The 21,594-nt window shown below is 60.5% G+C and carries 12 protein-coding genes and 1 pseudogene; 5 read left to right on the plus strand and 8 right to left on the minus strand.

Annotated features, from left to right (window positions below; genetic code table 11):
- The first annotated feature begins 133 nt into the window (after positions 1 to 133).
- Positions 134 to 865, plus strand: a complete 732-nt coding sequence (locus Q7V03_RS03275; protein ID WP_304924174.1) for a peptidoglycan-binding protein — start codon at positions 134 to 136, stop codon at positions 863 to 865.
- Here the strand turns inward: Q7V03_RS03275 and Q7V03_RS03280 are convergent.
- The 7 genes from Q7V03_RS03280 to Q7V03_RS03310 form a co-directional block, all read right to left on the minus strand.
- Positions 855 to 1,502, minus strand: coding sequence for a 4'-phosphopantetheinyl transferase (locus tag Q7V03_RS03280; RefSeq protein ID WP_304924175.1), 648 nt, complete (start codon positions 1,500 to 1,502; stop codon positions 855 to 857). The two genes, Q7V03_RS03275 and Q7V03_RS03280, sit on opposite strands and share 11 nt — an antisense overlap.
- Positions 1,495 to 5,985 (minus strand): MupA/Atu3671 family FMN-dependent luciferase-like monooxygenase, encoded by a 4,491-nt coding sequence (locus Q7V03_RS03285; RefSeq protein WP_304924176.1) that lies wholly within the window; start codon positions 5,983 to 5,985, stop codon positions 1,495 to 1,497. The genes Q7V03_RS03280 and Q7V03_RS03285 overlap by 8 nt, the downstream gene beginning before the upstream one ends.
- A 10-nt stretch (positions 5,986 to 5,995) precedes the next feature.
- The gene (locus Q7V03_RS03290; protein WP_304924177.1) at positions 5,996 to 7,003 is read right to left on the minus strand and encodes a glycosyltransferase family 2 protein; all 1,008 of its coding nucleotides are present in this window, start codon (positions 7,001 to 7,003) and stop codon (positions 5,996 to 5,998) included.
- 2 nt (positions 7,004 to 7,005) lie between these two features.
- A complete protein-coding gene (locus tag Q7V03_RS03295) occupies positions 7,006 to 13,389 on the minus strand; it encodes a type I polyketide synthase (RefSeq protein WP_304924178.1) in 6,384 nt (2,127 codons plus the stop codon).
- 178 nt (positions 13,390 to 13,567) lie between these two features.
- Positions 13,568 to 14,560 carry a glycosyltransferase family 2 protein gene (locus Q7V03_RS03300; protein WP_304924179.1) on the minus strand — a complete coding sequence of 331 codons (993 nt, stop codon included), beginning with the start codon at positions 14,558 to 14,560 and terminating at the stop codon, positions 13,568 to 13,570.
- A complete protein-coding gene (locus Q7V03_RS03305; protein WP_304924180.1) occupies positions 14,560 to 15,978 on the minus strand; it encodes a hypothetical protein in 1,419 nt (472 codons plus the stop codon). The genes Q7V03_RS03300 and Q7V03_RS03305 overlap by 1 nt, the downstream gene beginning before the upstream one ends.
- Positions 15,979 to 16,058: 80 nt before the next feature.
- Positions 16,059 to 16,952, minus strand: coding sequence for an acyltransferase (locus tag Q7V03_RS03310; RefSeq protein ID WP_304924181.1), 894 nt, complete (start codon positions 16,950 to 16,952; stop codon positions 16,059 to 16,061).
- Between the two features lie 146 nt (positions 16,953 to 17,098).
- Here Q7V03_RS03310 and Q7V03_RS03315 point away from each other — a divergent pair, with 146 nt between their 5' ends.
- On the plus strand, positions 17,099 to 17,845 hold the full coding sequence (locus Q7V03_RS03315; RefSeq protein WP_304924182.1) for a WecB/TagA/CpsF family glycosyltransferase: 747 nt from the start codon (positions 17,099 to 17,101) through the stop codon (positions 17,843 to 17,845).
- Here the strand turns inward: Q7V03_RS03315 and Q7V03_RS03320 are convergent, their stop codons facing one another.
- Positions 17,846 to 18,793 carry a glycosyltransferase family 2 protein gene (locus Q7V03_RS03320; RefSeq protein ID WP_304924183.1) on the minus strand — a complete coding sequence of 316 codons (948 nt, stop codon included), beginning with the start codon at positions 18,791 to 18,793 and terminating at the stop codon, positions 17,846 to 17,848. It abuts the gene before it with no gap.
- A 339-nt stretch (positions 18,794 to 19,132) separates the two neighbouring features.
- Here Q7V03_RS03320 and Q7V03_RS03325 point away from each other — a divergent pair, with 339 nt between their 5' ends.
- The 3 genes and pseudogenes from Q7V03_RS03325 to Q7V03_RS03335 all read left to right on the plus strand — a co-directional run.
- Positions 19,133 to 20,002: a CpsD/CapB family tyrosine-protein kinase gene (locus tag Q7V03_RS03325; protein WP_304924184.1), complete on the plus strand. Its 870-nt coding sequence runs from the start codon at positions 19,133 to 19,135 to the stop codon at positions 20,000 to 20,002.
- 3 nt (positions 20,003 to 20,005) lie between these two features.
- Entirely contained in the window at positions 20,006 to 21,364 is a 1,359-nt protein-coding gene (locus Q7V03_RS03330; RefSeq protein WP_304924185.1) for a Wzz/FepE/Etk N-terminal domain-containing protein, read from the plus strand.
- Between the two features lie 80 nt (positions 21,365 to 21,444).
- A pseudogene (locus Q7V03_RS03335) lies at positions 21,445 to 21,594 on the plus strand (IS5/IS1182 family transposase); the annotation flags it as partial.

Consider the following 21,594-nt stretch of genomic DNA (forward strand, 5'->3'; position numbering starts at 1 on the left):
AAGATACTTCTGGATCACGGCATAAAACGAGTGCTTGAGCAACTATGCTGTTTATCCTAGGCTTAACGTATGTCGATCCGTGACTCACCGGGTCGGCCATTTTGATCGGATTTTATTGTATCGGAGACGTTTCATGGGAAATGTCATTGTGCGATCGGGCTCGTCTGGGCAATCCGTCCGGGACTTGCAAATGGCGCTGAACAACCGCCTGAATCCTTCACCAAATCTGATCATCAACGGCCTTTTCACCCCGCAAACCGAACGCGCCCTGCTGGCGTTTCAACGCTGCAACTGGCTAGAGATGGACGGCATTGCCGGGCCCTGCACGCTGGAAGCGCTGTATGGAACCGAGTCCGCTCCGATCATCCTGCACAACGTGCCCTATCTCAGCCAACCGACGCCAACGACCTGTTGGGCAGCGGCGACGGCGATGTTGACGGGGCTGTCGATCCAAGCCATCCGCATGACCACGCCGCAACGTTTGCTGACCGCCAATGGTTCGCTGATCAACGAATGTGAGCATGGCCAGAGGCTTGAAGTGCATCAGACGTTCGCGCAACTGCATCGGCTGCGCTATCAACCGCCGCAAAGCTGGCCCGTCGCGGCGCTGATCGGGGTGTTGCGGAGTGGCCCGATCATGCTGGAATTGCTGCATAATCCCCGTTCTTTTCAACGCGGCAGCAGCTCGTCAGGGCATTATGTGGTGATCGTCGGGGCGCGTGGTTCGCACAGCTCCGACGCCACCACCACCACGCTGCGGATTTATGATCCCGATGACAGCGACGGTGAGGGGCTTTATTCGGCGGTCTACGCCTCCATGCTGCGCCGCGCTCCACTGGCGACGTTTGGGATGTTTACCCAGTAGGCACAGCGCAAAATACTGCGAAGAAGTGGGCGTTTTCTACGCAGCACCCTTGGATTTGAAAGCCTTTTTCAATCGATGAGATGGCTTTGCAGAATTCCGCGGTGCAACTTTGATCTTGCCAGATAATTCGTAAAGTTTGGAAATCGAAAATCTGCTGCGTGATCGGGTATTGCGCCTTATACGCGGCCTCTTTCGCGACAAAAATCCGCAGCGCCTGCAAGCCTTGCTGCGGCGCCGACAGGTCATTGATTTGTTTGAATTCCTCTGGCCGAAGCACAGTCGACCACAGTTCTGCGGGCAGCGGCTGCAAGGGTTCTATATCCAAACCCAGCCCCCGATACTCGCGCGTCCGTCCCATCACGGCGAGACATGCCCCCGCGCAATGGCTGATGCTGCCTGTTGCAGCTTCTGGCCAGATCGGGGCACGATCCTGACCCATCGGAATAGCGACAGGTGCAAAGCCCAGACCTTGCAAAGCCTGCCGCGCGGCACTGCGCCCGGTGGCAAATTCTGCCAATCGCGCGGGTACGGCGCTCGGCAAATCTTCTCTCGGCCAAAGTGTAAGTGGCGCGGCGGGTTCGCCCAGCGTAACGCCGCGTGGCAAAATCGCGCGCAGTCGTGCCGCGATGTCAGGCATTCACCTGCCCACGCATCGCGCGCCGTCGCGCCATCGCATCGGCGCGCGCATCGCCACGGTCGGACACCACCGCAGGGACCGCTTTCGGGCGATCATCCAAATGCGCCGCCAAAGCCGACAAAACCGGGAAACGGAAGATATCGGTGATCGACAGCTTCGCTGCGCCAAGGCTATCCCGGATCTCGCGATGGACTTGCACCGCCAGCAGGGAATGCCCTCCCAAGGCGAAGAAATTGTCCTGCGAGCCGACTTTCGCCACCCCCAAAACCCGCGCCCAGATGGCCGCGATCTGCGATTCAATATCCGAGCTGGGCGCAACAAAGCTTGGCGTTTCAAGCGCCTTGGCGCTTGGGGCCGGCAGGGCCTTGCGATCTACCTTACGGTTCGGCGTTAGCGGAAAGGCATTAAGGCTGACAAAATGCGCGGGCATCATGTGCTCAGGCAAAAGCCCCGCCAATTCGGCCCGCAGTGCGACCTCGGTCGCCGCGCCAACAATATAAGCCACCAGCCGCAAGTCACCCGGCGTATCTTCGCGCGCCATCACCACGGCTTGCCGCACCCCCGGCTGCGCTTCCAGCACAGATTCAATCTCGCCCAGCTCAATCCGGTAGCCGCGCAGTTTGACTTGATGATCGGTGCGACCTAGGAAATCGATCTTACCATCCACCCGCCACCGCACCAGATCGCCCGTACGATACATCCGCGCGCCCCAAGCGCAGGCACGATCAGTTGAAACAAAACAATCGTTCATAAACCGCTCTGCTGTCAGATCAGGGCGCTGCCAATAGCCGCGCGTCACACCATCGCCACCGATCCACAACTCTCCTGCCACACCGGGGGCAACCGGATTCATCACCGCATCCAGCACATAAATCTGTTGGTTTGCCAACGGCTTGCCGATATTGCACACCCCATCAACCTCGCTGACTTCCTCCACCGAAGACCAGATGGTTGTCTCGGTCGGTCCATACATGTTCAACACCCGTGCCGACGTCGCACGGCGCAAATCAGCAACCAGCGCGCCCGGCAAAGCCTCGCCGCCCAGCATCACGGTCTTCACCCCCGCCAAAGCCATGCGCGACTCATCATTCATCACGATCATTCGTGCCATCGACGGTGTACATTGCAGATGCGTCACCTTATGCCGCAATATCTGCGCCGCGATCGAGAAATCATCCTCGGCCACGCCACCGCCCGCATTGGCGCGCTTAACCACTTCGGCCAGCGGATATAGCCCCTCCATGACTTTCTCGGGTGCTACGCCATAGTCGATCAGGCAGGCCACTTCGCCCACGCCAATCCGCTTCAACTGCTCCACCCGTGCCAGTGCGTCGTTGACTGTGCCGAACAGGCCCGAGTCCTCAAAATAGCGCTGGAAAGCGAAATCGAGGATCGCCTCGGTCTCCTCGTCGCTCAGCGATTGCAGATCAATCTGCATCGGATTTGAGACGCCCTGCGGCTTTTTGAATGCCGGGAAAGCCCACGCATATTGCTTGATCAGCGCCGCAGCCGAGCGCAGATAATCCTTCATCGGCCCGCGCGACACTTCCCGCGCATGATCACGGTCGCGCGCGATATAGCTGTGCAGCATCAGAGTCACGGTATGGTTGGCCGGATCATGCCCGACCTCACGAAGCGCCTGATGATAAAGCTTAATCTTACCAGCCACTTCCTCAATCGACTGACCCAGAAGATGCGTGAGTACATTCGCACCAATCGCCCCGGCTTCGCGCCAAGTTTCGGGATTGCCCGCCGTTGTCACCCATAGCGGCAGTTCTTTCGATACCGGGCGCGGCTGGCTGATCAGTTCAAACGTGCCGCCATCTGCGGTCGGAAACCCAACCTTTTCACCCCGCCACAGCCTGCGTACCTGATCCGCAGCGGCAAACATCGCCGCCTTGTTGTTCGGCGGCGTATTCTCGGGCCGCAGCACGAAATCATCCGGGTGCCAGCCCGAAGCCACCGCCACCCCGGCGCGGCCGTTCGTCAGATTGTCGATCACCGCCCATTCCTCGGCAATCCGCGCCGGATGGTGCAGGGGCATCACGCAAGACCCTGCACGCACGCCAATGTTTTTCGTCACCGCCGCCACCGCCGCCCCGGTAACCGAAGGGTTCGGATAGGGGCCGCCAAAGGCGTGAAAATGCCGCTCTGGCGTCCAGACTGCGCAAAAGCCGTGTGTATCGGCGAACTTGGCACCTTCCAGCAGCAACTCGTATTTCTTCGGACCGGCACCGTCATCATTGCCCCAGTAGTACAGCGAGAAATCCATCTTCTGCGCCGATGCAATCGCCCCACCCGACACCAGGCTGCGGTTTTCATCGCTGGTCAGCACCACTTTGAAGCCCCGCGCCAGTGTCCAGAACAGCTCCAGCACCGAAATGTCAAAGGACAGCGAGGTCACGGCCAGCCACACCCCGGCCTCTGGGCCAATGCGCTGATCCATCCCGGTGAAGAAATTGGCCACATTGCGGTGTTCCACCATAACACCCTTCGGTCGCCCGGTAGATCCAGAAGTATAGATCATATAGGCCAGATCAGCCGAGGTGACACCAGATATAGGGTTGGCATCGCTGGCTTGACTGGTGCGCGCGTCGGTATCCAAACACAGCACTTGCGCTGCATGCTCGGGCAAACCCGCCGCAATGTCACTTTGCGTCACGATCACCGGGCAGGCGGAATCCTCAATATACAAGGCAATCCGATCCGCCGGATAGGTCGGGTCCATCGGCACATAAGCCCCGCCCGCCTTGTGGACCGCCAGAGCACCAACCAGCAGATCAAGGCTGCGATGCGTGCACAGGCCCACCAGTGTGCCCGGCACCACGCCCATGCCGATCAGCACATGCGCAACCCGATTGGCGCGGGCATTCAGCGCGGCATAGGTCAGGTTTTGATCGTTGCAGACCAAAGCAACAGCGTCAGGACTGCGCAGCACTTGGCTCTCAAAGGCTTGATGCACGCAAAGGCTTGAATCATATGGTGCTTTCGTCTGATTCCAGCCGTGCAGCACCTGCTCACGCTCAGCATCCGTCAGGTTTGAGATGCTGGAAAGTGGCGCATCAGGCGCAGCCTTTGCCAAGGCCGCGACCAGATGGGCGATGCGTGCGCCGTAGGCCTGCGCCTCGGCCAAGGACAGGCGCGTGGCGTCGAAATACAGAGCAGTGGGCGTCAGCGTAACTGTGGTTCCTGTGATCGGGCCAGCCTCTGCCACGCCAACTTGCGGACATTGCAGGCCAGCAAGCGCCGTGTCACGTGTCATCAGATCCAGCGCGAAGCCCGGCTTCGGTGCCAAATCCAAACTCTGCCGCGCGTGCGTGACGCTGCCCACAGCCGCAACCCGCAAAGGTCGCCAACCCGAGGTATAGCCCACCAGCTCCTGCGCCTCCTGCGCCAGATCGACCACAGCCGCGCCAGAGGCCAGTCCAGCAGCCAGTGCAAGGTCGGCAAGCGCGCCCGAAAGCGGCAGCGTTTGCCAGTCAGCAGCCGCCATACTCGCATGACCAAGTGCGGCAGGTTGCATTGATTTCAAAGCCTTGCGCAAGGCAGGTTCCGCCACAGCCAAGCCTTTCCCCAATTCGGTCAGCCCCTCGGCCCCAACCAGAAGCGCCGTATCCGTCACTGTTGCAGGCGAAACCGCCAGCCCCTTTTCCTGACAGGTCAACCGCTGCAACCGCACCGCACCTGAACCGCAAGCCACCACCAATCCCGCTTCATCGGCGCGCAAAACCTGCCCCGGAACGCCCGAAGCTTCGGCAATCTCCGCAGCGCCTACGTTCAAAACACCCGCCCCAAAGGCAATTTTCGCCGTGGTCAGCGGGTTCCAATAGCGGCCATGATCCAAGGCCCGCACCAAGCGCACCACCGCCTCGGCGGGTTGCGAGAAATCAATCCGCCCCATCGCCGCCGGACGCTTATGGCGCAAATACAGCCGACGCTGGCTTAAGTCCTGCGGCTGACGCTGCAACACGCCACTTTCCAACTGCGCCAAAACGCTGGGAAAACTTTCCATCGCTGCTTCAAAACAGCGGGTGTTCAAGGTCAGCGCAGTGTCCTGTGGGGCGATCTCAAAGCCGCGGCTTTCCAGCACATCGCCTTCATCGACGCCGCTCTCAATCAGATGCCACGAAATGCCATGTTGAGTCTCACCATTCAGAATCGCCCAGACCGGAGCATTCAACCCCGCATACTGCGGCAAAGGCCCGTCGTGAAAGTTCACCGCCCCCCGCGCCAGTGCCAAAACCTCTGGCCCAATCACCGATAGGTTGGCCACCGAAAGCAGCCAATCGACGCGCGTGCCCAACCGCACCGCCAGATCACGTCCATAGGCCTCTACCCGCAAACCCCGCCCCAGCGCCCATTGCCGCACATCCGCGTTGCGCGTCACCACCGCCGCAAGCCGGTGACCCCGCGCCAACAGCATCTCGCCGCACTGGCGGGTCAGGGTTTCATTGCCGATCAGATAGGTGGAAAACTGGGTCATCTTGGCGTCCTTAGCCCTCGGTCGTGCGGGGCGATTTGGCTAAAGCGGCAGGTTTGCCGAAAACGGGGCTGACCGCCGTACACAAAGCGTGCAGGGTCAGGTCTGTCAGATACAGCGGCGGATCGCCGCGGTCTTTGCGCTGGATCAGCAGCCGCGCACGCCACAAGACGCCGCCCGAAAGCAGCGCCAGTGTGGCCGCGAAAGCATAGCCAGCACCATGGTTTTTCACGAAATAATACAGGCGGCTGTCCAGCCAGAACCCCGGTATGCGCTGCCATTCCTGCATCCCTGTCGAGGCTGATCCGATATGCATCACCCGGCTTTCCACCACATAATCCGTCGGCCAACCCGCCAAAGCCGCCCTGCGACATAGATCGGTTTCCTCAAAATACAAGAAAAACCGCTCGTCAAACAAACCGATCTGATCCAGCACCGCCATCCGCATCATCAGGCTTGCCCCTGCCAACCAATCCACCCGACAGGTGGCTTGCGGGATCGGTTGCGCCACAATCCAGCGGTTCAACATCCGGCTGACCGGGCCGAACCTGATCTGCGACTCAAACTCTGAGGCAATCGAGGGAAAGCGAAACGCCGTACGATGCGGTGCGACATCGTCGCCATAAATGAAGCTGCCCGCGAACCCCGTTGCAGGATGGGTCTGCAGATGCATTAGCAGCGCCCGGATCGCATCACTGTCGGGAAAGGCATCAGAATTCAGGATATAGACAAATTCCGGCGCAGAACCGTCCGGCATGCCTGCGCGGATGCCAAAATTATTGCCCGCGCCAAAGCCGCCATTATGACCCGATTGCAGCACCCGCACCGCCTGCGCACCCTTGTCCCAGCCGCACTTTCGCACCTCAGCAGTCATTGTTTCAAACGATCCATCTCCGGAATCGTTGTCAACAATAACCAGCGCGCCTGCGATGCCGTCCAATGCCATCAGCGCCGATTCCGCCGCCCGCAGTGTCATCTCGGCCGAGCGCCAGTTCAGCAAAACCGTCAACAACCCCGCCATGCTCATTCCGCCGCAGCGGCGAGGGGGACGATATTCGACGCGGTCTTCTCGGCGTCGGCAATCACCGCCCGCAGCTTTGCCGCCAGCACCCGCACGTTTGGCTCCAGCACCATGCTGTCGTGATCACCGGGCACCTCAACCGTCAATAGTGCGGATGAAAATCTGGTCAAATCGTTATCATTAAAAACATATTCCTTGGCTTTCGACACCCAGTTGCCAGCCGTCACCGCCCAGTGCTTGTCCAAAGGCGGGCGGAACAAGACCGTCGCTCCGCCCCGCTCTGACATTTGATACTGCGGCAACGCCGCGCGGAAGGCCGCCTCAATCGCCGCATTATGAAATTGCGCATCGCTTTGCTCGGTCGCCTGAGAGTGGCGCTTTTGCAACTCCCAAGCCCAACGTTTGCGCGCCCATTCAGCCAGATAGCCGGGGCCTTTTGCGCGCAATTCTGCCAGTTTGATCAGGGCCTTGTCGGTGCGCGATAAGCTGGGTCGTAAGGGCAATGGCGTATCCAGCAACACCAGCAAAGACACGACCTCCCCCGCCGCTTCCAACTGTCGCGCCATCTCCCACGCGATCAGACCCCCGCCCGAAAACCCGCCCAGCATGTAAGGGCCAACGGGCTGCGCCTGACGCAACTCGGCAATGTAATCGGCAGCCGCTTCCGGCAATGTCGTATGCGGCGCAGCATCGCCATAAAGCCCGCGCGCCTGTAGGCCGTAGAAGGGGCGATCACCGCCCAATAGCTGCGCCAAATGCCGCAGATTCAATACGTTACCGAACATCCCCGCGACAAGGAAGAATGGTTGCTTTGCGCCACCCTCACCCTGATGCATCGGCACCAGATGTATAAACCGCCGCGCAGGGGCCGCCAGTTTTGCAGGCGCATCCCCCCCCACATCGCCAATCTGCGCCACGATCAGCGCCGCACAGCGCGCAATCGTCGGTGCCTCAAACAGCACCGAGATCGGGAAATCCACCCGATAGGCTTTTTTCACCATCGCAAACAACCGCACCGCGATCAGACTGTGGCCGCCAAGGTCGAAGAAACTGTCCTCGACCCCCACTTGGGCGACGCCCAGCAACTCCTGCCAGAACCCGACCAGCGTGCGTTCAACATCATTGCGCGGCTCGACGTAGGCCGTGTCCAGATCGGGCCGCTCAAACGCCTTGCCCTCGGATTTTACCGCCTCCGCCTCGGCCGTCTGGCGAATCAGCGCAGGCAGATCGAGGCTGGAGACGATGATCTGGCTGCCGCCCAAAGCCACGGCGCGGCCAAACGCCTCGGCACCCTCGCCGGGTTTGATGCCCAAACTGAACGCGTGCAGCAGGCGTTCCTCGGCAGGGGAGACCGGTTTTGCCACCACATCATCATAGCTCAATTCACGCGGATCGGGGGCGGCAAAGCTCAGCCCTCCCTCCAGCTTGTGAATGTTAAAGCCTTCAATTTCAACGCAAACTTCGCCCTCTGGCGTCGCAAGCGTCACGTCAAAACTTGCGGTCGGCGCGCCCGCGCGGTTGTCTGCTGCATTGCGCACCCAAGACACAATCTCGGCCGGAAGTGGGCGCAGAACGCGAATTTTGCTGTAAGATACCGGCACCCAAAGGTGATCCGGCTGGTAGCCCGCAATCAGCCCCATCGCCCAACCGGTCGCCAAATCCATCAGCGCCGGATGCAGCAGCCACGGCCCCGCTTCTGCCGCAAATTCCGCAGGCAAAGCCAGCCGCGCCAGCCCTTCACTGCCGCCAATCGCACGCGAGCGCAGGACCCGCCAGCGGGGCCCAAACGCCAGATGTTCCTCTTGCGGGCTGCGCAGGCCGACGCCAACCTCGGCCGCAGGCAACCGCCCGGCTATCGCCAAAACGTCAATCTTGGCAGGAGTCGCTGCCAGCGGAATCGCCCGCGCCTGCGCGTGCAACTGCCAGCCCAACCGCCCTTTCACCGTCACACCCGAGCATAACTCAAACCCATAGCCCTCATCCGTGCGCGACAACGTGGCGCGCACCTGCCGCGCCTCACCCTTGGCCACATCCAAAGACCGGAAGAAGTACAGATCGCGCAGCTCAAAGCCGCCCATCTCACCCTGCGCGCGCAAAGCCTCGGCGGCGATTTCAATCGTACCGGTGCCGGGCATCAGCGCCTGCCCCAACTTGGTACGATGACCATCCAACACCCAGCGATCCAAGCCATAAGCGGCTGTAAACAGACGATTTCCATGGCCGTCTAAGCTTGCTTCATCCAGCATCGGCGCGGAAATCGGCAGGCGCGGGGCTGGCCGCGCGCCAGTACGATCCACCAATGCCTCTGCCGCCATGCCAACGCCAGTCCAGATGCCCCAGTTCAGCGCCACGACCTTGGTTTTGCCACCGCTGCGCGATTTCGAATAAGCGTTCAGGAATTCATTCGCCGCCACATAATCAATCTGCCCGGCTGGCCCGGTCACGGTCGACGTCGAGGCAAACAGCACCAGCAAGTCGAGCGATCCATCCGGGAACAACCGATCCAGCACCAGCGTGCCATGCAGTTTCGGCGCGAACACTTCCTCAACCTGCGCCGGCGTCTTCAGCATCAATGGCCCATCATCGACCACCCCCGCCGCATGGATCACCGCGCGGATTGGGCCAAAGCGTTTCACCCCGGCATCTACCGCCGCGCGCATATCCTCCATGTTGCAGACATCCGCAGGGGCAACGAGAACTTCGCCCCCCAGGGCCTCCAGCCGTTGCAAGGCCAAAATCCGCCGCGCAATCGGGCTGGCTGGGTCATGCGCCGCCAGATACTTCGCCCAAGTGCCCCGATCCGGCAAATTGCGCCGCGCGATCAGCGTGATTTTTGCACCAAAGCGCTGGATTAAGTCCTCGGCGATGGTCAAGCCGATGCCACCAAAGCCGCCGGTGATCAGTACATGCGCGGCTTGCGGAAGTATGAATATTTGTTCAGGAATTCTGGCAGCTTTCAGCCCCAACTCGTAGCGCTTTTCACCCCGCAAGGCCGCCATGGCACCGGCGGGTTCGGCCAAAAGCTCTTCTAAGACCTGCTCAGCAAGCGGTTCCAACTCGGCTTTGCCCCGGCGCGGCAGCAATGGCAAAACCAAGTCCAAAGTTGAAACCGTCATTCCCGGCAACTCTCGCGGGATCACCCGCGCCGGACCAAGGATGGTGGCCTTTTCCGGGTCAGCCAACGCCTCGGATTTCACTTGAACAGCTCCGGTCGAGGCCACCGTGATATGGATCGGGCGCGGCAGGTTTTCCTCGGCAATCGCTTGGGCGAGGAACAGCAGGCTGTAGAAACCCTGCTCTAGGTTGCGGTGGAAAAAGCTGGAACCGGGGCGAAAATTCTGTCCCCGCGTCACCAGCCAGAAATGCGCGATCCGGCTGGGCGTATGCCCCTTTGCAACCAGATCACGGATCAGCAGATCATAACCCTCGCGGCCCCGCTCTGGGGCAAGCAGATATCCACCCTCGCCATCACGGCCAAAGGCATCACCGGCGCGCACAGTGACTACTTGATGGCCAGCGCCGCGCAACCGCGCCGCACATTCAGCACCAAGCCCTTCTGCATCAAGGAAAATCAACCAGGCCTCTGGCTTTGCATCTGCAAAATCCGCCGCATAGTCAAAGCCTGTCGCTGCAGGTCGCCAATGCGGCTTCCAGCCCCAATCACCGATATTAGCAATCCGCGCAGGCAGCGCCACAGCCTCAACTTCCGCGCCCTTACCGGGTTCAATGAAGTAAGGTTTGCGCTGAAACGCGTAGGTCGGCAACACGACACGCTTGCGCGCGGCCCCGCCCCAAATCGGCTCCCAATCCACCGGAACGCCGCATGCCCACAGCCGCGCGATCGAAGCGACATGCCACGCGTCATCCGCCATCTTTTGCTCGGGATGCCGCAGCGCCGCGATCACCTGCCCCTGCGGCACACCATTGGCTTGCGCCAGCGACGACAGCGCCCGCCCGGGGCCCATTTCCAGATATACCCGCCCCGGTTCCGCCATCAAATCGGCCATGCAAGCTTGAAAATTTACCGTATTGCGCAGGTGCTGCACCCAGTAGTCGGGGCTGGTCGCCAGCGCATCCGTCAAACGGATTCCTGAACGATTGCTCACAATTGGAATCTGCGGTGCGCTTAAGTGAATTTTTGTGAGGTAATCGCCAAACCGCCCCAAAATCGGCTCCAACATCCGGCTATGCGCGGCAATGTCGATCTGGATGCGCTGGGTTTCCACATCGGCTTTCGTCAGTGCCGCAGCCAACGCCAGCAAGCTTGCATCTGGTCCCGACACGACACAAAGCCCCGGCGCATTGACCGAGGCCAGATCGAGATCACCTGTAATGTAGGGCCGCAAATCCGCCTCGGCCAAAGGCACCGACAGCATGCCCCCCGACGCAATCGTGTCAAACAAAGTGCCGCGCAGATGCACAAGGCCGATACAGTCTTCGAACCCGATCACACCGGCCAGGCAGGCGGCGGTATTCTCGCCCATGGAATGACCAACCAGCGCAGACGGAGTCACCCCCCACGACATATACAACTGTGCCAGTGCATATTCTGTGATCATGATCAGCGGCAGTTGCACCGAGGGCCGCTTCAACCGCTCATTCGCGGCAGCCTCGGTCCCCGGCTCAGGCAACCACAGCGCACGAATGTCGTAGTCGAGCTTCGGTTGCAGAACCGAAAGGCCCTTGTCCATCCAATCAGCAAACACCGGTTCGGTGGCGTAAATATCCCGTGCCATTCCAGCATATTGCGCACCGCCACCGGGGAACATGAACACCACCTCGGGGTTTTCGCCCAAGAAATCATGGTTAAACACCCGCCGCGGATCGCCACCTTCCAGCAACGCTGCGGCCTCATCATGCGACCCGGCCACCAGTACCCGACGTTTCTCAAATGCGCGGCGGCCTTCTTTCAGCGTATAGGCGACATCGGCCAAATCCTGCCCCGAATTGTCGCGTAAATGCGCTGCCAGCCGAGCCGCCCCGGCATCCAACGCCCCCTTGGACTTTGCTGAAATAACAATCGGTTGGAACGGCCACAGGCTTTCCTCGCCCGCAGCCCGCATTGGCGCCTCCTGCAACACCACATGCGCATTGGTGCCGCCCACGCCCAGCGAGTTCACCCCCGCCCGACGCGGCCCAAAGCTCTCCCAATCGGTCAGCCGATCATTCACCTTGAACGGGCTGGTCGCAAAATCAATCGACGGGTTCGGCGCCTCATAACCCAAACTAGGCGGCAGTTGCCGATGATGCAACGACAGCGCCACCTTGATCAGCGAAGCCACCCCCGCCGCTGTATCCAAATGCCCAATGTTGGTCTTGACCGAACCGATCCGGCATGAGCCCACCGCATCAGTGGTCTGCCGAAAAGCCGCAGTCAGCGCCGCGACCTCAATCGGGTCGCCCAAATACGTCCCCGTGCCGTGACATTCGACATAAGATATATCCGCAGCTGAGACTCCGGCAACCGCCTGCGCTTCGGCAATACAGCGCGCTTGCCCATCCACGGAAGGGGCGAGATACCCAGCCTTCGCGGCCCCATCATTGTTGACCGCCGAGCCTTTCAGAATCGCCCAGATATGATCGCCGTCGCGCAGTGCATCCTTCGCCCGCCGCAGCACCACCGCCCCCGCGCCCGAACCAAATACTGTGCCCTCGGCGCGGTGATCAAAGGCGTGACAATGGCCATCCGGCGACAGAATCTCTCCCTCGGTGTAAAGATACCCCCGCGCATGTGGCAGTTCGATGGTGACGCCGCCCGCTAGCGCCATATCACATTCGCCGTTCAGCAGGGCTTGCGTGGCGAAATGCACTGCCACCAGCGAGGTCGAACACGCGGTTTGCAAATTGATCGACGGCCCCTTGAGATCGAAGATATGGCTCACCCGTGTCGCCAGAAAATCCTTGTCGTTGCCAGTGTGGCGCAGCAGAAACATTCCCGTCTGATCGACCAGATCGCGGTTGGAACACAGGTTGAAATAGAAATAGCTACCCATGCCGCAGCCTGCATAGACCCCGATCGCGCCGGGGAAATTCTCGGGCGGATGGCCTGCGTTCTCCAACGCCTCCCACGCCACTTCCAGAAACTGGCGGTGTTGCGGGTCCATGATCGCCGCCTCTTTCGGCGAGAAGCCGAAGAAATCCGCATCAAAATCCGCAAACCCCTCCAAAACCGCCGCCGAGGGGACATAATTCGCTTTGCGCATCCGCGCCGGTGTTTCTCCAGCGGCCAGCAATTCCGCCTCACTCAGCACCCGGATCGATTCCACCCCGCCCGCAAGATTGGCCCAATAGGCGGCAATATCCGCAGCCCCCGGCAGATGCGCCGCCATACCAACCACAGCGATATCGTTATCGCTGATGCCCGAGTGATCAATATCTTCGCTCATGCGCCTTCTCTCTCGCTGCCCGCAGGTCAAAACCCCAAGCCAGATCTCAACAATTTACCGCAAAATCCACAGATCTTATACCCTAGCACGCACTGAAATGAAGCGTGCAGGGCCTTTGAACAATGCCGCAATACTGAACCAATACGGCCCGGATATGGCAAAGTTTCGGGCAAGCAGGCTACCAATGCCCAACACCTGTGCCGCGCCACATCGCCCATTGCGCCCGGCAGTAGACCACCAAATCAAAGCCAAAACCCAAAACCGTCACCAAAAGCCGCTTGGGCCGCAGCAGATCGCGCGGGCTTGCGGCAGCGCGCGCCAGCCTTTTGGTCAAGAAATGTCCCGGCACGAACCCAAATGGCCAGCGCGGCAAAACCTGATGCAACGCGCCGCCAAGCCAGCCCGCATCGGCCGCCGCCCGCGCCAATTCTGCGTGCCGCGCAGCCTTTGGCACCGCCGTCAGCGCGCCAAAGCCCGCGAAATTCACCGCCGAGCCGATCACAATCCGCACCTGATGCCGGATCAGCGCACCGATAGACCGCTCTGAGGCGTAGATGTGAAACACCTCCGCCGCGCCACCGATCCGGCTGAACTCCTCCGGTCCGGTCAGAGCATCCGTCAATACCATTGCGCGCAGAAAACCATCCTCAACCGGAAGGCCAATCGGCAGATGAAACCGTCGCGCCACGGTCGCAGGCATCGCGTAAAGCTGACCGCAGATCGCCGTCTTCCAATCGTCCAAGCCGCCGCCCGCCGCCGCGATGATCTTGTCCATCACAGACAATCCCTCCGGCCGCACCACGATGTCCTTCACCGGCTGGCTGTTGATCACCCAATGTGACCCCATCGCCTGCACCAAGCGCCGCACAGCCCCCGCATCGCAGAACTCGATATCGGCATCAACAAACACCAACACATCGGCATCCGCCCGCGCCAAATCATGCACAAAACGGTTCCACGTCCGCGACTTACCGCCTTCGGGCAGATCAACCACCTCAACGCCTGCGCGCGGAACTTGCGCCACAGTGTCATCCGAACAGCCATTCGCCAGCACCAGAATCCGCGTTGAAAACGCCGGATCTGCCAAAATATCCTGCGCCAGCAGTCGCGCGACCATTGCCGCAATCCCATGCGCCTCGTTATGGGCAAAGATACCGATATCCACTTGCATCAAATCACTGTCCGTTTCTGCTTGCCGCCCCGCACCCCCCCGCGCAACACGGCCCGACCTTCAGCCAAGCGCAAGCGCCGCATCCGCTCGGCCTCGCCCAGCAGCCCGCCGGCCATCAGCCAAGTGAACGGAATATGGGTGGCATTGGGCAGCAGATCGACCATGTTCGCCGCCAAGATCAGCGCCAATCCCGCCGTATAGCGGCTAAACGGCGGGGCAAACCGCGACAGCGCCTCGCGCCCCAAAATCAGCAGTGGCAATCCCGTCAGCCCAAATTCGGCAATAAAGCCAAGCCAGCCATAAGTGCCCATCACGATGATCCAAGCCCCATCGGCAATCGTGGTCATCTGCCCGGTGATCGGATCGTGCAGGAACGCCCGACCATACCCGCCCCAGCCGAACAGCGCTTTTTCCTGCGCCCGCGCCAGCAGCTCTTCCTCATTGTCGATGCGGAACTGCAAAGACCCAGCCCGATCGGCACTAAAGCCATTGGCGAAATCGACGATCTGCTGCATCGGCACCAGATGAAGTCCCCGCAGCACCGGATAGCTGATAACCACAACTGCCAGCAGCCCCGCCACCACCACCTGCGCCCGCCAACTGGCGAGCAGCAACAGCGGCGCGAGGCCCAAAGCATAGACCGTCACACCCGCGCTTTTGCAGACAGAAAGCATGAAGACCAAATACAGCACGATCACCAAAGCCTTGGGCCGCACCTCGGCCGTAGTGTCACGCAACCGCACCACCGCCGCCAGCGCACACATCAGCGCGAAGAACGCCACCCACAGCCCATGCGGCAAGAACACCACGGGGCGATAGCCGCCCTGCCGGATGGTCTGGAAAAAGTCATGCTGGAAGAACCCGTAAACCCAAACGTTCATCTGCGGCGAGAACCGCGCCTCAATCAGCATCGGCACCGAATACAAAAGCCCCGCCAGCACCAAAGCCTCGATCACCGCGCGCATACCGTCCGGCGTGCCCAAATAGCGCCGCGCCAGAAAAAACGGCAGCAGCGCGATAAACTGGTTCGCCACCGCCGCCGCCGAATCGTAAACCTTCATGCCCTGCACATCTCCGCCCAGAAAAATAAGCGGCTCGGTATTGGTCAACACTGTCGCAAAGGGTGATAGAATATACATCAGGATCAGCGCTTTACCCATTCGACCCTCGGGCAGAAAGCTGATCTTGTCGCGCACCACATAAAGCGCGCAATACCACGCGATCAGGTTCGGGATCGTGGTCTTGTCCAGATCGGGGATGATCGGAAAATTGATCACCGTCAGCGGCGGCATGATCAGATAACCGCCCAGCACCGTCCAGATCAGCGCCCGCGCCGGGTCCAGCCGTTTCCACATCTGCCAGCACAGCATCGGCCAGACAAACAGCATCAGATAGGCGAGGATGTTCGGCGAGGCCACGGCGCGGATCAGCTTTCTATAAGCAATGCCAGCCTTTTAGCACAAACCACCGACACTGGCCAATATCGCAGGGCGAAATGTCAGGTCAGCCGCAGGAAAATCGGGATGCGGCGCAAGATCACCACAGTGGCCCAACTCATCCCGAAGGTGGCAAGGGTGGCCAGCATCCGGTCAACCTCTGGCCCGGCGAATTTATAGGTCACCAGCATAAAGAACGGGTGCAGCAGATAGATGCCAAACGCCGCCTGCCCCAGTTTTGGCAACACCTTATGCTGGATCTGCATCCGCCAGAACGCCTCAAACAGCAGCACTGCGGCGAACACCGTCCAAGCCCAGGGCGCGGCCTCGGTCACCAGATAAGCCCCAATCGCTATCACAGCCGCCGCGATCACAGGCCAAGCCGCACGTCCCATCGGATGCGCCACCCCCACCAACAGGCCCAGCGTGTAAACTGGTAATGAGTACAGCCACTGTGACAGCGGCGTGGGCGGTGCATAATAATGCATCGCCCAGAACATCGGCCCCGAGATCAACACCAGCGTCGCCAAAATCCCGGCCAGCCGCTCCGGCGTTGTCACAAACTTCCCGACAGGCTTCACCAACAGCGTCGCCAGAATGATAAACGGCAAGAACCACAGATGGATCGCCGATCCGACGAACAGTGTCCACGGATCTTGCAGCAGCTGCCACTTATCAGGCGAATCGGAAACCTTCAGATCGACCAACCGGAAAAACGCCGCCCAAAACAGCCACGGCAGCAGCAACCTTTCGGCCCGAGAGCGGAAATTATACCTCCCGCCCGCGCGCAGGTAGGATTGCATCGCCAGAAACCCGGTCAGCACCAGAAACAGCCCCAGCGACAGATGCCCGACCCAATCATCCTCCAGCGCATAGGCATGTGCAGCCACGATGCCAAAACAAGCAAGGAAGCGGGCCAGATCAACGGATTGGCGATGATTGCTGACTTTACTCATCCCCCGTGGGTAAGCCATAACGCCAAAATGTTGCAACGGCTTCTACACTTGTCAATGCGAAACAGATTGTTCGCATTTTACCCAGCCTGCCGCCACATATCGGCCATGTTGCTATGCGACGCTCGCAAGAAAGCACGAGGGTTTTAGTGCAGTTTCAGTTTGAGACGACCACGATCACGGTGAATATCGCCAATCGTGACGCCCTGTTGGCCGCGGTCGGTAAGCGCTTTGCGCTGCAGGACGGCTTTGCCCTTGCCACGATTAACCTCGATCACTTGGTGAAACTGCGCGACTCGCCCGCGTTTCGCGCGATTTATGCCGCGCAAGATTTCGTCGTGGCCGATGGCAATCCGATCGTTTGGCTGTCCCGCCTTGCCCGCCGCCCGGTTGAACTGGTGCCGGGATCGGATATGGTCATCCCTCTGGTGCAGCTGGCGGTGCAATCAGGCCGCCGCGTGGCGTTGATCGGCAGCACAGAAACCGCTTTGGCCACCGCAGCTACAGCACTTGAATCGCAAATCCACGGCCTGAAAATCGCCATCACCATCGCCCCGCCGATGGGCTTTGAGCCCCAAGGCCCCGCGGCGCAGGCCATCCTCGCCCGCCTTACCACCGCTGGCATCGGCTTTTGCGTCATCGCCTTGCCCGCAGGCAAGCAAGAGGCGCTTGCCGCGCTTGGCCGCAGTCTCGCTCCGCATATCGGTTTTGCCAGCTTCGGCGCAGGTCTTGATTTTCTCGCAGGCTCTCAAACCCGTGCGCCGCGCTGGATGCGCGCCTTGGCGATGGAATGGCTGTGGCGCGCGCTATGCGACCCGCGCCGAATGCTACCTCGTTACATAGCTTGCTTCGCGATCCTACCCAGCCAGATCGTGGCCGCGCTGAAGCTGCGCTGACTACTTATACTCGATCAACCCCCGCCTGCGCCCGCGCTTCCGATTGACCCAATAACTCAGCACCCCGCGCGCCTCAGCAAACTTGCCCACGACGGTGAAGAAGCCCCATGCCAAGCCGCCGCGCCGCGCCAACCGCAGCACCTGCACCGGATAAATCAGCGCCAAAAGCCAACCCAGCGGATGCAAAAGCCCCGCCAAAATCACCGCCAAAGGCAGCGCAATTCCCCACAAAACCGCCCGCCGCACTTCGACAACCCAATGCCGCTCTGGTGTCGCGCCATAGCGCGCCGCCCCCTCGGCAAAGGCATGGCCCGCCCGCACCATCCGCCGCCACCACGAACCAAACCGCAGCAAATTTGCGTCATGCAGCGTCATCTCAGCCTCAATCCGCCAGACCTCGCCTCCCCCGCGCGCCAACCGAAGACACAACTCTGGCTCCTCTCCGGCGATCAGGCAGGCATCATAGCCCCCCGCTGCCTGCACCGCCGCAAACCGCATCAGCGCATCGCCGCCACAAGCCCGCGCTTGACCCACCGGAGTATCCCATTCCAAATCCGTCAACCGATTGTACACCGATGCCTCAGGATACCGCTCGCGCCGCCGCCCGCAGACCACCACTGCCGCCGGATGCTCTGCAAACCCCACCAAAGCCGCGTCCAACCACCCCGGCTGCACCTCACAATCGCCATCGACAAACTGCACAAACTCCGGCGCATCCAGCACAGCCAACCCCGCATTGCGCGCGCGCGCAGCCGTGAAGCCAAGCCGCATATCCAGCGCCACCACCTCGGCCCCCAACACACACGCAGCCGCCACCGAGCCATCGGTTGACCCGGAATCGACATAAACCAAGTGCCGCACCCGACCTTGCAGCGATTGCAAACAGGCGCCCAACCGCGCGCCCTCGTTGCGACCGATCACCACCGCGTCAATCACTGCATTTTGCATCAAGCACCCCTTAACCTGCTGCCAATCTAAGGCCATGATTGTGCCTTGGCTATGCCCCGCTGCACATGCAGCATAGTCCGCAAGTCTTTCAATTTGAGGGCAGATCAGCTATGCGTATCCCTTCTAGGCCGGGGCCCGGACGAATCTTTCGCCGAACTGTGCCTTGCGGTGCAGTCCGCGGCAGGGTTCGTTCTTCACCACCCCAGCCTAGGTTGGGTCTTTGTTTAAATGGTTGTGTTCCGGTCCGGCGCAGTCTTGCAGGAGCCTAGCCCTCGGATGAGCAGACACAATATCTTGATGTCGCGGCCCAATGGCCCCGCAGATCTGGAGCGTTCGGCCATGACTGCCAACCATACTGGTCCTCGTAAAGATGGCAAGGCCAGGGGTATTTCTGTGTTCGGCACGGGCCAGACCACCGCACCGCATGATGTCTCGCCCGACCTGATCACTGGACGCGAGATTTTTTCATCCAACCTGCCAACTCTGTTCAACCCAGCAAGGGTATGGGAATCGCTCAGCCCGCTTCAGGCCGACACGAAGTCAAAATCTGGAAACGCTCTGTTTCTAGAAGCCTCCTCACATCCCGCCGCCACAGCTTTCGACATCCTGCGCACCCGGCTATTGCGCGGTCTGGCTGAAAAAGGCTGGAAGCGAATCGCCGTTACCTCGCCCACCCACGGCTGCGGCAAATCCTTTGTGGCCACCAACCTTGCCTTCTCGCTGGCCCGTCGTCCCGCCAGCCGCACCGTTCTGATGGATTTTGATCTGCGCCACCCCGAGATTGCGCAAATCCTTGGCGTCAAAGACGATATTAACCTTGGCGACTTCCTTGCGGGCGAACAGCCGTTGGAAAGCCAATTCCGCCGCTTTGGCCGCACCCTTGCGCTGGGTCTGAACACCCATCCGATCGAGCGCGCCTCGGAAACCCTGCATGACCCCAACACCGTCGCAGCCCTTGCCGCGATGATTGAACAGCTTGACCCCGAGGTGGTGATCTACGACCTGCCGCCTGCCTTGGCGAATGATGATCTACTCGCTCTAGGCCCCTCGCTGGATGCCGTGCTGCTGGTCACCGATGGCGCAAAATCCTCACCGCAGGAAATCCGCGCCTGCGAGAAGATATTTGAAGGCCGCATCCCGTTGCTGGGCGTGGTGCTGAACCGCGCGCAAGATTTCAATGCGGGCCGTTACCGCTACGCCAAGAAGTAAATCATGGGTCAGATTCAATCTATCGAAGAACTTATCAGCCTGCTGCTCCGCCGCCGTTGGATGATCATTCTGATCACCGTTGCAGGCTTGCTGGCCGCCGTGATCTTCGCCAAATCGCGTCCCGACATCTACGAGACCGCCGCGGTCATCCAGATCGAGGGCGCGCAGGTGGCCGAAGCCACTGCAGCCGGCGCACAGCAGCAGCCCGATGGTGGGGGTGCCGCACAAATCCTGCAAACCATCGAACAGCGTCTGACCACCCGCGACGCGCTGGGTGCGGTGATCGAACGCCACAAGCTTTTCACCGATCAACCACAGCTGACCAGCGATGAAAAACTCGTTGCCCTGCGCAATGCGGTCACTTTCCAAGCCGTTGACAGCGCGGGGGGACAGGCTTTTGGCCAAGGCCGCAGCATTTCGGCGATCATCATCTCGGTGCGTTTCGGTGATCCGAAAACCGCCGCCGAACTTGCAAATGATTTCGCCCAAGGCATCCTTGATCAAAGCGCCGCTGGCCAGCGCGACCGTGCCGATAAGAACGTCGCCTTCTTCAAGGAAGAAGAAGCCCGTATCTATGATCAGATCACCAAACTGGAAGATGACCTGACCGCGTATAAAAACGCCCATGCAGATGCGATGCCGACACTCTCCGATGCCCGCCGAGATGAAATCGTCAGCCTCTCCGACGATCTGCGCCAAGCCACGCAAGACCTCGTCGGCCTACAGGGCGAACAAGCCGCCATCGCCGCAAAACAGCAGCAACGCGAAACTGACAAGCGCCGTCTGGATGATATCGCCACCCAAATCGACGTGTTGAACGCTCAGATCGCCTCGATCAATGCCCGCAAGGCCGCAGTCGAAACCGCTCTCGCCGCCACGCCCGAGGTCGAGCGGATACTGGCAGGGTATGATCGCCAACTCCAGCAGTTGCAGGGCCAATACGACAACGTCACGCAGCGGATGGCCGAAGCCGAAACCACCCAGCGCCTCGCCGAGCGTCAGCAGTCCGAGCGTTTCACGTTGCTCGACCGCGCCTTGTCGCCAGAATATCCAACAGGCGGCGGCAAAAAGAAAATCGCCATCGCGGGCGCGTTTGCCAGCCTGTTGGGCGCCATCGGTCTTGCCTTCTTGCTTGATCTCGCCAAACCAGTGGTGCGCACCGCAGCCCAGATGCAGCGACAACTTGATCTGGAACCTGTTGTCTGCATCCCCGAAATCCGCGCCCCAAAAGGCCGTGTCGGCAGCGCCGCCCTGCGTTTGATCGACGACCCCAAACGACCCATCTTCGGCCTGCCGCGCTTTGCGGTGCTGGCAGCGGCGACGACCCTGGCGCTGGTGCTTATGGCCGCCGTGATCGGTTAACAGGCCGCTGAAATAGTCGTCCCTCGACGCGGTTTGAGGAACGTGATTCACTCTGGGCAAGGCAATGTCGGGGGGTTGGAATGCGCGGTATGGATGAGAAGAGCGGCTCGCTGTTCAGCTATGTCGATCTTGAAGATCGCATCCCCGCTCAGCACCCGTTGCGTAAGATCCGGCAAGTGGTGAATGACGCGCTGGTCGGTCTCGATGCAGAGTTTGCAGCGTTGTATGTG

This window comes from Cypionkella sp. (assembly GCF_030652235.1).
Taxonomy (GTDB): domain Bacteria; phylum Pseudomonadota; class Alphaproteobacteria; order Rhodobacterales; family Rhodobacteraceae; genus Cypionkella.

Coding starts and splice junctions, on each gene's coding strand:
- Q7V03_RS03275 (WP_304924174.1), top strand. CDS start 134: ATGGGAAATGTCATTGTGCGATCGGGCTCGTCTGGGCAATCCGTCCGG.
- Q7V03_RS03280 (WP_304924175.1), bottom strand. CDS start 1,502: ATGCCTGACATCGCGGCACGACTGCGCGCGATTTTGCCACGCGGCGTT.
- Q7V03_RS03285 (WP_304924176.1), bottom strand. CDS start 5,985: ATGACCCAGTTTTCCACCTATCTGATCGGCAATGAAACCCTGACCCGC.
- Q7V03_RS03290 (WP_304924177.1), bottom strand. CDS start 7,003: ATGGCGGGGTTGTTGACGGTTTTGCTGAACTGGCGCTCGGCCGAGATG.
- Q7V03_RS03295 (WP_304924178.1), bottom strand. CDS start 13,389: ATGAGCGAAGATATTGATCACTCGGGCATCAGCGATAACGATATCGCT.
- Q7V03_RS03300 (WP_304924179.1), bottom strand. CDS start 14,560: ATGCAAGTGGATATCGGTATCTTTGCCCATAACGAGGCGCATGGGATT.
- Q7V03_RS03310 (WP_304924181.1), bottom strand. CDS start 16,952: ATGAGTAAAGTCAGCAATCATCGCCAATCCGTTGATCTGGCCCGCTTC.
- Q7V03_RS03320 (WP_304924183.1), bottom strand. CDS start 18,793: ATGCAAAATGCAGTGATTGACGCGGTGGTGATCGGTCGCAACGAGGGC.
- Q7V03_RS03325 (WP_304924184.1), top strand. CDS start 19,133: ATGACTGCCAACCATACTGGTCCTCGTAAAGATGGCAAGGCCAGGGGT.
- Q7V03_RS03330 (WP_304924185.1), top strand. CDS start 20,006: ATGGGTCAGATTCAATCTATCGAAGAACTTATCAGCCTGCTGCTCCGC.